This is a genomic window from Pseudonocardia xinjiangensis (assembly GCF_012911925.1).
Classification (GTDB): domain Bacteria; phylum Actinomycetota; class Actinomycetes; order Mycobacteriales; family Pseudonocardiaceae; genus Pseudonocardia; species Pseudonocardia xinjiangensis.
The window spans coordinates 1-13220 of sequence record NZ_JAAXKY010000049.1 but is presented as its reverse complement, the minus strand read 5'-3'; the positions used below and the strand labels follow the sequence as shown (position 1 = coordinate 13220).

10 protein-coding genes are annotated in these 13220 nt (G+C 73.0%); 8 read left to right on the top strand and 2 right to left on the bottom strand.

Annotated elements, in window-relative coordinates; genetic code table 11:
• Window position 1 precedes the first annotated feature (1 nt).
• Complete coding sequence (locus HF577_RS16395) at window positions 2–2791, top strand: bifunctional acetate--CoA ligase family protein/GNAT family N-acetyltransferase (protein ID WP_169396755.1); 2790 nt, start codon at window positions 2–4, stop codon at window positions 2789–2791.
• A 12-nt stretch (window positions 2792–2803) separates the two neighbouring features.
• Here the strand turns inward: HF577_RS16395 and HF577_RS16390 are convergent, their stop codons facing one another.
• Entirely contained in the window at window positions 2804–4462 is a 1659-nt protein-coding gene (locus HF577_RS16390) for a fumarate hydratase (protein ID WP_169396727.1), read from the bottom strand.
• Window positions 4463–4492: 30 nt separating this feature from the next.
• Here HF577_RS16390 and HF577_RS39280 point away from each other — a divergent pair, with 30 nt between their 5' ends.
• The 6 genes from HF577_RS39280 to HF577_RS16365 all read left to right on the top strand — a co-directional run bounded on the left by HF577_RS39280 (window position 4493) and on the right by HF577_RS16365 (window position 11456).
• Complete coding sequence (locus tag HF577_RS39280; RefSeq protein WP_281359775.1) at window positions 4493–4618, top strand: hypothetical protein; 126 nt, start codon at window positions 4493–4495, stop codon at window positions 4616–4618.
• A 34-nt stretch (window positions 4619–4652) separates the two neighbouring features.
• Window positions 4653–7031: a xanthine dehydrogenase family protein molybdopterin-binding subunit gene (locus HF577_RS16385; protein WP_169396726.1), complete on the top strand. Its 2379-nt coding sequence runs from the start codon at window positions 4653–4655 to the stop codon at window positions 7029–7031.
• A gap of 114 nt (window positions 7032–7145) precedes the next feature.
• On the top strand, window positions 7146–8300 hold the full coding sequence (locus HF577_RS16380) for a serine hydrolase domain-containing protein (RefSeq protein ID WP_312859173.1): 1155 nt from the start codon (window positions 7146–7148) through the stop codon (window positions 8298–8300).
• A 111-nt stretch (window positions 8301–8411) separates the two neighbouring features.
• Window positions 8412–9239 (top strand): fumarylacetoacetate hydrolase family protein, encoded by an 828-nt coding sequence (locus HF577_RS16375; protein ID WP_169396725.1) that lies wholly within the window; start codon window positions 8412–8414, stop codon window positions 9237–9239.
• Window positions 9240–9247: 8 nt separating this feature from the next.
• Window positions 9248–9976 (top strand): maleylpyruvate isomerase family mycothiol-dependent enzyme, encoded by a 729-nt coding sequence (locus HF577_RS16370; protein ID WP_169396724.1) that lies wholly within the window; start codon window positions 9248–9250, stop codon window positions 9974–9976.
• A 40-nt stretch (window positions 9977–10016) separates the two neighbouring features.
• On the top strand, window positions 10017–11456 hold the full coding sequence (locus tag HF577_RS16365; protein WP_312859172.1) for an RNB domain-containing ribonuclease: 1440 nt from the start codon (window positions 10017–10019) through the stop codon (window positions 11454–11456).
• 19 nt (window positions 11457–11475) lie between these two features.
• Here HF577_RS16365 and HF577_RS16360 read toward each other — a convergent pair whose 3' ends face one another.
• A complete protein-coding gene (locus tag HF577_RS16360; protein WP_211174377.1) occupies window positions 11476–12039 on the bottom strand; it encodes a nitroreductase family protein in 564 nt (187 codons plus the stop codon).
• An 85-nt stretch (window positions 12040–12124) separates the two neighbouring features.
• On the opposite strand from HF577_RS16360, the gene HF577_RS16355 reads away from it, so the two are divergent.
• A partial coding sequence (locus HF577_RS16355; RefSeq protein WP_169396722.1) for a glutamate-cysteine ligase family protein occupies window positions 12125–13220 on the top strand: 1096 nt, incomplete at its 3' end.

The window sequence follows — 13220 nt, the reverse complement described above, 5'->3', positions numbered from 1 at the left end:
CGTGGATCCCGCGTCCACGCCGGCGTCGGCGGGCGGCGGGCCGTCCCCGTCAGCGGCCGACCCCGCCGACGCGGGGCCCGGGTACCCGCGCCACTGGGAAGCCGATGTCGTCGCCTCCGACGGCGGCATCGTGCACCTGCGTCCGATCCTGCCCAGCGACGCCGACGCGCTGCTGCGGTTCCACGCGAGCCTCTCCGAACGCACCCGTTACCTGCGGTTCTTCGGCCCGTACCCGCGGATCTCGGAGCGCGACCTCGCCCGCTTCACCCACGTCGACCACCACTCGCGCGTGGCGTTCATCTGTCTGCTGGGCGACGAGATCATCGCCGTGGGCCGCTACGAGGGGCTGCCGGGTGACGGCGGTCCCGGCGGTACCACCGGCACGGCGGGCCCCGACTCGGCGGAGGTCGCGTTCGTGGTCCGCGACTCCCACCAGGGGCGCGGCCTCGGCTCGATCCTGCTGGAGCACCTGGCCGCGGCCGCCCGCGAGAACGGGCTGCGCCGGTTCGAGGCCGAGGTGCTCATGGAGAACCACCAGATGGTGCGCGTGTTCCGGCAGGCCGGTTACCAGGTCAGCCGCGAGTTCGCCGAGGGGGTGCTCCACCTCGAGTTCGACATCGACCCCACCGAGCGGTCGCTGGCGGTCCGCGACGCCCGGGAGCAGCGGGCCGAGGCCCGCAGCGTGCACAACGTCCTGCACCCGACGTCGGTCGCGGTGATCGGCGCGTCCACCGACCCCGCCAAGATCGGGCACGCCGTACTGGCCAACCTGCTGCGCGGCAACTTCACCGGGCCGGTGTACCCGGTCAACCCGGAGGCCCGCTCGGTGCGCGGGGTACGGGCCTACGGCTCGGTCACCGACATCCCCGACGAGGTCGACCTCGCGGTCGTCGCCGTCCCGGCCGCCGGGATCGACGAGGTCATGGACTCCTGTCTGGCCAAGGGGGTGAAGGCGCTGGTGCTGATCAGCGCGGGCTTCGCCGACGCGGGGGCGGGCGGCCTGGTCGCCGAGCGGCGACTGGTCACGGAGGCGCGCGTCCACGGGATGCGGGTGATCGGGCCCAACGCGCTCGGGGTGGCCAACACCGACGCCGACGTGCGGCTCAACGCCACCCTCGCCCCCGACCTGCCGGGCCGGGGCCAGGTCGGCTTCTTCTCCCAGTCCGGCGCGCTGGGCATCGCGATCCTCGCCGCGGCCAAGGAGCGCGGGCTGGGGCTGTCCACGTTCGTGTCGGCCGGCAACCGGGCCGACCTGTCGGGCAACGACATGCTGCAGTACTGGCAGACCGACCCGGCCACCGACGTCGTGCTGCTGTACCTGGAGACCTTCGGCAACCCCCGCAAGTTCGCCCGGCTCGCCCGCCGGCTGGCCCGCACCAAGCCGATCGTCGCGGTGAAGAGCGGCCGGCATTCGGCGCCGGCGGCGGCACTGGCCGCGAGCGCGGTGCCGATCGACGACGCGAGCGTGCAGGCCCTGTTCGAACAGGCCGGCGTGATCCGGGTCGAGACGTTGTCGCAGCTGTTCGACACCGCGCTCCTGCTGGCGTACCAGCCGCTGCCCGCCGGGCCGCGGGTTGCGGTCGTGGGCAACTCCACCGCGCTGGGGCTGCTGGTCAGCGACGCCCTGCTCGACGAGGGGATGGAGCTCGCGGGCCCGCCCGTCGACGTCGGCACGGCCGCCCCGCCCGAGGAGTTCGCCGCGGCGGTGGCCGCGGCCCTCGGCGGTGGCGGCGCCGCCCGGACCGATGACGCCGGGGCCGAGGCGGACGAGGGTGGGGCGCACGCGCTCGTCGTCGTGTTCGTGCCCCCCATCGCCGTCCCGGGCGCTGCGTACGCACGGGCGCTGCGGGAGGCCGTCGCGGGTGCCGACAAACCCGTGGTCGCGGTCTTCCTCGCAGCGGAGGGGGTGCCGGCTGAGCTGGCCGTGCCATGTGCGGACGGCTCGCCGGGCAAGGGTTCGGTGCCCAGCTACCCGAGTCCGGAGCGAGCGACGGCCGCGCTGGCCCGGGTCAGCCGCTACGCCCGCTGGCGCGCGCGGCCGGTGGGGGAGTTCGTCACTCCGCCCGGGATCGACACCGAGCGGGCCCGGAAGCTGGTCGCGCGGTTCGGCGCCACCGAACGGCACGACCTCGGCGACGGGGACGCGCTCGAGCTCCTCGGCTGCTACGGGATCACGGTCAACGACTTCCAGCGTGTCTCCGGGGCCGATGCCGCGGTCGCCGCGGCGGAGGAGATCGGCTACCCGGTCGCGCTGAAGGCCACCGGCGACCGCTGGCGCCACCGCACCGACCAGGTGGGGGTGCGACTGGACGTCACCACGAGCGCCGGGGTGCGGCAGGCACACACCGACCTGGCGCGGCTCACCGGCCAGGACGAGGTCTACGTGCAGCGGATGGCGCCCAAGGGGGTGTCGTGCGTGCTGGAGGTGGTGGACGACCCGTCGTTCGGTTCCCTGCTGTCGTTCGGGCTGTCCGGGATGGCGACCGAACTGCTGGGCGACCGGGCCTTCCGGGTGGTGCCCGTGTCCGACCAGGATGCGGCGGCGCTGGTCCGGGCCCCCCGGGCCGCCCCCCTGCTGGCGGGATACCGCGGCACCGAGCCGGTGCGGCTGGACGCGCTGGAGGACCTGGTGCTGCGGGTCGGCAAGATCGCCGAGGACCTGCCCGAGGTGCGCTCGCTGAGCCTCGACCCGGTGCTCGCCTCACCCGATGGCGTGTTCGTCACCGGGGCGAGGGTGCTGCTCGGGCCGCCGCCCACACGGCACGACGGCGGCCCGCGCCGCCTGCGTTGAGAGACGCCGGCGTCAGCGCCGGAACGTCACCTGCAGCGTGGGCGTGCTGACGTCGGCGAAGAAGTCGTTGCCCTTGTCGTCCACCACGACGAACGCCGGGAAGTCCTCCACCTCGATCTTCCACACGGCTTCCATGCCGAGCTCGGGGTACTCGAGCACGTCGACCTTGCGGATGCAGTCCTGCGCCAGCCGGGCCGCGGGGCCGCCGATGGACCCGAGGTAGAACCCGCCGTAGGTGGCACACGAGGTGGTCACCTGCTTGGACCGGTTGCCCTTCGCGAGCATCACCAGCGACCCGCCCGCCGCCTGGAACTGCTCCACGTAGGAGTCCATGCGTCCCGCGGTGGTGGGCCCGAACGAGCCGGAGGCGTAGCCCTCGGGCGTCTTCGCCGGTCCGGCGTAGTAGACGGGGTGGTCGCGCAGGTACTGCGGGATGGGCTCACCGGCGTCGAGCCGCTCGGCGATCTTCGCGTGGGCGATGTCGCGGGCGACGACGAGCGGCCCGGTCAGCGACACCCGCGTCTTCACCGGCAGCGCGGAGAGCTGCGCCCGGATCTCGCTCATCGGGCGGTTCAGGTCGACGCGCACGACCTCCTCGGAGAGGTCCTCGGTGGAGGCGTCGGGCAGGAACCGTGCGGGGTCGCGCTCGAGCTGCTCGAGGAACACACCCTCCGGGGTGATCTTCGCCCTGGCCTGCCGGTCGGCCGAGCACGACACCGCGATGCCGACGGGCAGGGAGGCACCGTGGCGGGGCAGCCGCACGACGCGCACGTCGTGGCAGAAGTACTTGCCGCCGAACTGGGCGCCGATGCCGAACTCGCGGGTGAGCGCGAGGACCTGCTGTTCCAGGTCGCGGTCGCGGAACGCGTGCCCCCCGGCCGAGCCGGCCTCGGGGAGGGCGTCGAGGTAGCGGGCCGAGGCGAGCTTCGCGACCTTGAGGGTGTACTCGGCCGACATCCCGCCGACGACGACCGCGAGGTGGTACGGCGGGCAGGCCGAGGTGCCGAGCGAACGCAGCTTCTCGTCGAGGAACCCGGCGAGCTTCTTCGGGTTCAGCAGCGCCTTGGTCTCCTGGTAGAGGAACGTCTTGTTGGCCGAGCCGCCGCCCTTGGCCATCACCAGGAACTCGTACTTGGGCGCCTGGCCCGGCGCGCTGTAGAGCTCGACCTGCGCCGGGAGGTTGGTGCCGGTGTTCTTCTCGTCCCAGAACGACGTGGGTGCCATCTGCGAGTAGCGCAGATTGAGCTCGTCGTAGGCCTCGAAGATGCCGCGCGAGACGGCCTCCTCGTCGTTGCCGCCGGTCAGCACCGTCTCGGTGCGCTTGCCGACGACGATCGCCGTGCCGGTGTCCTGGCACATCGGGAGCACGCCGCCCGCTGAGACGCACGCGTTGCGCAGCAGGTCGGTGGCCACGAACCGGTCGTTCGGCGACGCCTCGGGGTCGTCGACGATCGACCGCAGCTGGGCGAGGTGCGACGGGCGCAGCATGTGCTGGATGTCGTGCACGGCCTCGCGCATCAGCGCGGTGATGGTGGCCGGGTCGATCTCGAGGAAGGTCCGGCCCGGTAGTGCCGGAACCTCGACGACCCGCCCCGGTGGCAGATCGAGCCGGCGGTATTCGGTGTCGTCCGGACCGAGAGGAAGCACGTCGATGTGGCGGAACTCGGGCACCCGAGGAACCTAACAGCGCCGGCGGCACACATGGATCGGGAGGCCGGACCGGCCCCCGACCAGTCCGACCTCCCGGAGGACGCGCGGGCGGAGGAACCGACCGCGCAAGGTCTCGACATGACCTTCTCCCGTGCGCCGCGGCACGTCAACTGCTGAGCGTTGCGAAGCATCGTTCCGTAGTGTCAGCACCATGGCTGGATCGATTCTCGGCACCTCCGTCCGCCGAGTGGAAGACTTCGAACTGATCACCGGGGCCAGTACGTATGTCGGGAATCTCGCCCTCGACGGCGTGCTGCACCTCGCCTTCGTTCGCTCCCCACTGGCTCATGCCCGCATCGTCGGCATCGACAAGTCCGAGGCGGAGGCCGCTCCCGGCGTCGTCGCGGTCTTCACCGCGGCCGACCTCGATCTCCCGGCACACCACGGCCTGATGGTCGTCAACCCCCAGGTCCCGCGCCCGCCGCTGGCCACCGATCGCGTCCGCTTCGTCGGTGAGCCCGTGGTGGTCGTGGTCGGCGAGACGAAGGCCGCCGCCGTCGACGCGGTCGAGCTCGTGGAGATCGACTACGACCCGCTGCCCGCCGTGGTCGATCCGGAGGCCGCGCTGGAGCCCGGCTCGGAGCTGCAGTTCCCCGAGCTCGGCACCAACCTCGCGGCCGGGATCCGCTCCGACACCGATCCGCTCGAGGACGCGGAGGTGGTCGTCCGGGCCCGCATGGTCAACCAGCGGCTGGCGGTGATGCCCATGGAGGGCAACGCCATCGCCGTGCTCCCCGGCCCGTACGGCGAGGACCGCGCCGGGGACGATCTGACGATCTGGGTGTCCACCCAGATGCCGCACGCCTTCCGCAACGTGATCGCCGGCCTTCTCGGCATCGAGGCGGAGCACGTCCGCGTGATCACGCCGCACGTGGGCGGCGGGTTCGGCGGCAAGGCCGGTCCGCTGGCCGAGCACACGGCGTCCATCTGGACGGCGCGGGCGCTGAACCGCCCGGTCACCTGGGTGGAGACCCGCTCCGAGAACCTCGTCTCGATGCCGCACGGCCGGGCGCAGGTCGGCTACTACGAGCTGGGCCTCACCCGCGACGGGGTCATCACCGGCATGCGGGCGCGGGTGGTGGCCGACAGTGGTGCCTACGCGGGGTTCGGCGGTGCGCTGGCGCTGGGCCCGACCTACATGCTGAGCCAGGGCGTCTACCGCATCCCGCAGATCGGCTACGACGCCGCGGTGGCCCTCACCAACACCACGCCGGTCGGAGCCTTCCGGGGGGCGGGACGGCCGGAGGCGGCCGCCTACCTCGAGCGGATGATGGACCTGGCCGCGGCCGAGCTGGACCTCGACCCGGTGGAGATCCGCCGCCGCAACTTCATCCAGCCTGCGGACTTCCCGTACACGACGGTCACCGGCATGCACTACGACATCGGTGACTACGACCTCCCGCTGCGGGAGGCGCTGCGGCTCGTCGACTACGAGAAGGTCCGCGAGGAGCAGGCCACCCGCCGCGAGGCGGGCGACCCGGTGCAGGTCGGCATCGGGGTGTGCGTCTACGTCGAGATCACCGCGGGCGGTGGCGGCACCGAGTTCGGCTCGGTCACCGTGCACGCCGACGGGTCGGCCACGATCTCCGCGGGCACGTCCGGCCACGGTCAGGGCCACCCCACCGCGTTCGCCATGCTCGCCAGCGACCGCCTCGGCATCCCGATGGACAAGATCACGTTCGTGCAGTCCGACACCGCGGTGGTGCCGCGTGGTGGCGGCACGGGCGGCTCCCGGTCGCTGCAGATGGGTGGCAACGCCGTCCGCGCGGCGGCGGAGGACGTGCTCGAACAGGCCAGGAAGCGGGCGGCGGCCATGCTCGAGGCGAGCGTGGACGACGTGGAGCTCACCGAGAACGGTGAGTTCGGCGTGGCCGGAGTGCCCTCGGTGACGCTGACGTGGGCCCAGGTGGCCGGGGCCGCGGCGGCCGATGGCGGCGAGCTCGCGGCTGCGCTCGACTTCAAGCAGGAGGGCGCGACGTTCCCGTTCGGCGCCCACGTGTCGGTGGTCGAGGTCGACACGGAGACCGGCCGGGTGACGCCGCGCCGGCACGTCGCGGTGGACGACTGCGGCCGCATCCTCAACCCGCTGATCGTCAACGGGCAGCAGCACGGCGGCCTGGCCCAGGGCATCGCCCAGGCGCTGTACGAGGAGGTCGTCTACGACTCCGAGGGCCAGCCGCTCACCGGCACACTGGCCGACTACCGGATGCCGAGCGCGGCCGACCTGTTCACGTTCGAGACGGCCAACACCGAGACGCCCACACCGATGAACCCGCTGGGTGCCAAGGGGATCGGCGAGTCCGCGACGGTGGGCGCGACGCCCGCCGTGCAGAACGCGGTGGTCGACGCGCTGCGTCCGATCGGAGTGCGGCACGTCGACCTCCCGTGCACGCCGGAGCGGGTGTGGCGGGCCGTCCAGGACGCTCGTTCCGGCAGCCCCACCGACCCGTGGCGCGAGCCGCCCGCCGTCTTCGCGACCCTGCCGGTCCGCTCGGCCGCGACGGCCGCGGTGGAGGGCGGCGAGATCTGACGGCACCGGCAGCTCCTCTCCGTCGGGACAGGTCGTCCACCGCCGACGCGTGACGGCATCGCCGGTTCGCGCGACAGTGATGGTGGACACATTCTCGACGGCGAGGAGCTGCCGGTGAGCTCGACCATCGACGCGGTGCTGCGCACGGCGGTCGACAGCGGAGCCCTGCCCCACGTGGTGGCGGTCGCGGCCGATCGCAACGGCGTGATCTACGAGGGCGCGGCGGGCTCCACCGTCGCCGGGGGCGACGACCCCGTGTCGCCCGGCACCCACTTCCGGATCATGTCGATGACGAAGATCGTCACCACCGTGGCGGCGCTGCAGCAGGTGGAGAAGGGCACGCTCGACCTCGACGCCCCCGTCGACACCTACCGGCCCGAGTTCGCCGACGTCCAGGTACTGGAGGGCTTCGACGGCGACACCCCCCGGCTGCGGCCGCCGGCGAGCCGCGCCACCGTGAAGCAGCTCGTCACCCACACCGCCGGGCTCAGCTACTGGTTCTGGAACGAGGACATCACGCGCTGGCAGTCCGTGACCGGAACTCCCAACGTGCTCTCCGGCTCCACCGTGATCTTCACAGCGCCGATGGTGGCCGACCCGGGCACGACGTTCGAGTACGGGATCAACACCGACTGGCTCGGCAGGGTCGTCGAGGCCGCCGCCGGCGTGCCGCTCGACGTCGCGGTCAGGGACGGCATCACCGATCCGCTCGGGATGTCCGAGACGTCCTTCGCACCCACGGACGAACAGCGGGCGAACCTCGTGGCGCTGCACGTCACGGGCGACGACGGCAGGTGGACCGGCATCGGGGAGGTACTGCCCGCCTCGCCGGAGTACTACGCGGGCGGGCACGGCCTGCACTCCACACCGCGGGACTTCCTGACGTTCCAGCAGGCGCTCCTGCACGGCGGCACGTTCGAGGGCACCACGATCCTCCGGCGGTCCACGGTGGACGCGGCCTTCACGAACCAGATCGGTGATCTCGACTTCCCGGCGGCGATCGAGACGGCGGACCCCGCGTCGAGCTTCGGTTTCCACGCAGGTCCCGGCAACAAGTGGGGCTACGGGCTGCTGCTCAACACCGCGGACGTCCCCGGTGGCCGCCGGGCCGGGAGCGGCGCGTGGGCCGGGTTGATGAACACCCACTTCTGGGTCGACCCCGCGGCCGGTGTCACGGGTGCGATCTACAGCCAGTTCCTGCCATTCGTGCCCGAGGAGGCGCTGGGCGTGTATGCCGCCTTCGAGCATGCCCTCTACGCAAGCCTCTGAGCTGTGATATCCCGGTTCGTGGAGTCCTGCGCCGGTGAAGGCCGCCCCCGATCGTGTGCCCGGCCCGGCGCTCGGCGAGACTCGCACCGTGACGACTGGTGAGGAGACGCGATGAGGCTGGCGACGATCCGGACGGCCACCGGGAACCGTGCGGTCCGGGTGGATGCGGATGCGGCTGTCGAGACGGGCGACGCCGACGTGCGTGCGCTGCTGGAACGGCCCGACTGGGCAGACCACGCGGCGGCTGCGGCCGGGCCGACGCACCCCCTTGACGGCCTGGACTACGCACCGTTGGTGCCGTCCCCCGAGAAGATCATCTGCGTCGGGCTGAACTACCGCGACCACGTGCGGGAGATGGGCCACGACATGCCCGAGTACCCCACGCTGTTCGCGAAGTACGCCCCGTCGCTGGTCGGTGCGTACGACGACATCGTGCTGCCCCGGGTGTCGGAGAAGATCGACTACGAGGTCGAGCTGACCATCGTGATCGGCCGGTCGGTGCGGCACGCCACCCCGGAGCAGGCGGAGGCGGCGATCGCCGGCTACACCGTGCTCAACGACGTGAGTGTGCGCGACTACCAGAACCGCACGTCGCAGTTCCTGCAGGGCAAGATGTTCGACCGGACCACGCCGCTGGGCCCGTGGCTCGTCACCTCCGACGAGGTTCCCGACGGCGGCCTCGCGGTCAGCACCGTGCTCGACGGCGAGACGCTGCAGAGCTCCACCACGGACGAGCTGGTGTTCTCCGCGGTCGACCTGGTCGTCTACCTGTCCGAGATCATCACGCTCAACCCCGGCGACGTGATCGCCACCGGCACCCCGGGTGGCGTGGGCCATGCCCGTAAGCCGCCGCGCTACCTCACCGACGGCGCCGAGCTCGTCACCACCGTCGCCGGGGTCGGGGAGTGCCGGAACACGTGTCGGCTCGAAAAGTCATGAGCAAGGTGATGAGCGCGGACACGGGCAACCGTGCGCTGACCAACAACCTGGCGTGGGCGGGCGACGGGGCAGCGCACCTGCGCGGGCTGATGACCCGGATGGGCGACGACGCCTTCGCGGCGCCGTCGGCCCTGCCGGGCTGGAGCCGGGCGCACGTGCTCACGCACATCGCACGCAACGCCGACGGGCTGATCAACCTGCTGACGTGGGCGCGCACCGGCGTCCCCACGCCGGCCTACGCGAGCCCGGAACAGCGCGACGCCGACATCGACGCCGGCGCGCGCCGACCGCCGTCGGAGATCCGCGAGGACGTCCTCGCCTCGTCGGACCGGCTGGCCCAGGTCGTGCGGAAGATGCCGCGTGACGCCTGGTCGGCTCGCGTGAAGGACGTGCGGGGCCGGGAGCTCCCCGCGTCGGACATCCCCTGGCTGCGGGCGCGTGAGATGTGGATCCACGCCGTCGACCTCGACGTCGGGGCGTCGTTCGCCGACCTCCCGGCACCGATGCTCGCCGAGCTGATCACCGAGGTGACGGCGACGATGGGGGACAAGGACGAGTGTCCAGGCCTGCACCTGGTGGCTCCGGAGTGCACCTGGACCACCCGCGACCGGCCCGACGCGATCACCGTCTCCGGCCCGGCCACGGAGTTGATCGCGTGGCTGCTCGGCCGTAGCCGGGGACGGCTGCTGCGCTGCTCGAACGGCGGGAAGCCGCCCACCCTGCCGCGCTGGCTCTGACGGGCAGCGGCCGGGCAGGTCGCGTGGCACGCTCCTGGGCGTGCCCGTGTCCTCGACGCGACCGCTGCGCGCCTCGCCCCTCTTCGCCGCCGTCCGTGCGGAGTTCGCGCTGCCGGTCGGGTTCCCGGCCGCGGTCCTCGCCGAGGCGGCCGCGGCCGCGGACCGCCCTCCCGTCGACGGGCCGGGCCGGGTGGACGCCACCGACCTGGAACTGGTGACGATCGACCCGCCCGGCTCGAAGGATCTCGACCAGGCGCTCGGTGTCGTGCGGCGGGACCACGGTTTCCGCGTGCACTACGCGATCGCCGACCTCGGCCGGGTGGTGGTCCCGGGTGGGGCCCTCGACGAGGAGGCGCGCCGGCGGGGACAGACGATCTACCTCCCCGACGGGTCGGTGCCGCTGCACCCGCCGGTGCTGTCAGAGGCGGCGGCGAGCCTGCTCCCGGACGGCCCGCGTGCCGCGGTGCTGTGGACGATCGACCTCGACGACACGGCCGAGCCGGTGAGTGTCGACGTCCGTCGCGCCGTCGTCCGGTCGCGGGCCCGGCTGGACTACGCCGGTGTTCAGGCCGACGTCGACGCGGGCCGGGTGCACCCCGCCGTGGCCGCGCTGCCCGAGCTCGGCCCGCTGCGGCGGGCCCACGCGGTGCGGCGCGGGGCCGTCGAGCTGGAGCTGCCCGAGCAGGAGGTCGTGCCGGACGGCGCGGGGGGTTGGACGCTGCGGGCCCGGCGGCGGCTGGACGTCGAGGCGTGGAACGCGGAGATCTCGCTGCTGACGGGAATGGCGGCCGGGCGGATCATGCTGGATGCGGGGATCGGGCTGCTGCGCACCCTGCCCGCGCCGGAGCCACCGGCTCTCGAGACGTTTCGGCGTGCGACCCGGGAGCTGGGGTTCGCGTGGGCGCCGGGCGCGAGCGCGGCCGAGGTGCTGGCCGGCCTGCCCGCCGACGACCCGGCCGCGCTGGCGGTGCGCCGGGCCGCGACCACGTTGCTGCGCGGTGCGGGCTACGCGGCCTTCGACCGGGAGGCCGGCGTGCCGCCGCCCGACGACGCCGGTCACGGTGGGATCGGAGCCCCCTACGCCCACGTGACGGCGCCGCTGCGGCGGCTGGCCGACCGGTTCTGCACGGAGCTCTGCCTCGCGGTGACCGCGGGCGCGGAGCCACCGGCGTGGGTGCGGGAGGCACTGCCCCTGCTCCCGGACGTGATGGCGGAGTCCGACGCGTTCGCGGCGAAGGTCGACCGGGCCTGTCTCGACCGCGCCGAGGCCGCCCTGCTCGCCGGGTGCCTGGGGGAGGAGTTCGAGGCCGTGGCGCTGCGCCCGGGTGGCGCGGAAGGCGAGCCCGGTGAGATCTACGTGCCCGACCCACCGGTGCTGGCCCGCTGCACGGGGGCGCTGACAGCGGGTGCCGTGGTGCGGGTGCGGTTGGTGGCTGCCGAGGCCGCCACGGGTCGGATCGAGTTCGTCGCCGTGAGCTGAGCCGCCCCGACCGCGGCGGCTACCCGAGCCAGGTGATGGGCGGGTCGACGGGCGGGCGAGGAGCGGGTTCGGGCCCCACCGGGGTGCCCAGGTACACCCAGCCCGTCACCTCCTCGCCGTCGACGAGCCCCAGGTGGGCCCGCACCTTCGGCGCCTCCCCGTACCAGCCGGTGCGCCACATCGCGCCGTGCCCGCGGACGTGCGCGGCGAGCACCACGCCGTACGCGGCACACGCCGCAGAGGCTCGCTGCTCCCAGACCGGAACCTTCGGGTGCGGGCGCGGCGTCCCGACCACCACGACGATCAACGGCGCACGCAGCGCCTTCGTCCGGGTGCGGCGCAGATCGGCGGGAGTGGCGTCCGGTTCGCGCTCGGCCTGGGCCGCGGCGAACGCGTCGCCGAGCGCCTCGCGCGCCGTCTCCTCGATGACGATGAACCGCCAGGGGCGCAGGCGAGCGTGGTCGGGGGCCGCGCAGGCCGCGGTGAGGATCTCCTGTAGCTCGCTGCGTGGCGGGGCGGGCGCGGCCAGAGCAGCTCGCGAACGTCGATCACGCAGCACCGCCAGCGGGTCCGCACCGCTCACCGCCACCTCCGCTCCTCGTCCTCCAGATAAGGCTAGCCTCATCTTCACCAGATGTGGATCCGAAAGATCCGAGGGAGGACGATTGGTGCAGCCCACCACAGGCCCGACGACCAGGGTTTTCCGCTACGGCATCGAGCACGAATGTGCGCTGCTTCACACCGACGGCAGCTTCGCCGACTACACCGACACCGCGTTCGACGAACTGCAGGTCGTCATCGACGCGCTCCCCGAGGACCCGGACGACTACCCCGATCTGCGCATCGGCGACCAGGGGATCAAGCGCAAGCGCTGGTACGTCGAGGGCTACGAGCGGTTCGACACCGACGGCCGGCTGGTGCGCTGCGACCCCAAGGGCATCGAGATCCGCACCCGCATCCACGACTCCGTGGACGGCGCCGTCGACGCCATCAGGGCGGACGTCGCCACGCTCGACGGTGCCCTCGCCGCGTCGCAGCTGCGCAGCACCGTGATCGGCTTCAACCCGCTGCGCTCCGAGTACGTCATCGAGCCCCCGCTCAACGAGTGGGAGCGGCGCCACCGCCTCGACTCGCCGGAGGAACGCACCGCCCACCTGCACATGTCGACCTACGGGCCCGACCTGAACCTCTCCTGCGCCGACCTCGACCCCGCCGCCGTCGTCGACCTCGGGCGCAAGCTCACCCACTACAGCCCCTGGCTGGTGCCGCTGTCGTTCTCCTCGCCGTTCCGCGACGGGGCGCCGTGGGGCGGCCTGTCGGCCCGCACCGCCATCCGTACCGGGCTGCGTCCGGCGGTGCTGGTGTTCCTGGGGGAGGACGACGAGCAGGTGGAGGCCGACCCCTCGCTCACGCAGGTGGCCCGGATCCCGGCCGAGGTCGGGCGGATCGAGTTCAAGGCCTTCGACGCCTGCCCCGACCCTGGCCTCTACGGGGAGCTGCTCAGCCTGCTCACCGGCCTCGTCCTGGACGAGACGCTGCCCGGACGGCGCACCACCCCGGACGCCGCGCTGCACCAGCACGTCGCGGTCGCCGGGCTCGGCGACGACGAGGTGCACGCCGGCGCCGGTGCCCTCCTCGACGCCGCGGGGGCCGCCCTCACCGGCCGCGCCGACGACCTGGCTCGCCTGGAGCGGTTGCGGCAGCGCTGGGCGCGCCGGGAGAGCCCCGCCACGGCCATGCTCGCCAGGTACGAGGCCGGGGAAC

Bases quoted from the DNA above. Each gene is read 5' to 3' on its own strand.
- HF577_RS16375 (WP_169396725.1), top strand. From the start codon at position 8,412: ATGAGGCTGGCGACGATCCGGACGGCCACCGGGAACCGTGCGGTCCGG.
- HF577_RS16385 (WP_169396726.1), top strand. From the start codon at position 4,653: ATGGCTGGATCGATTCTCGGCACCTCCGTCCGCCGAGTGGAAGACTTC.
- HF577_RS16370 (WP_169396724.1), top strand. From the start codon at position 9,248: ATGAGCGCGGACACGGGCAACCGTGCGCTGACCAACAACCTGGCGTGG.
- HF577_RS39280 (WP_281359775.1), top strand. From the start codon at position 4,493: ATGGATCGGGAGGCCGGACCGGCCCCCGACCAGTCCGACCTCCCGGAG.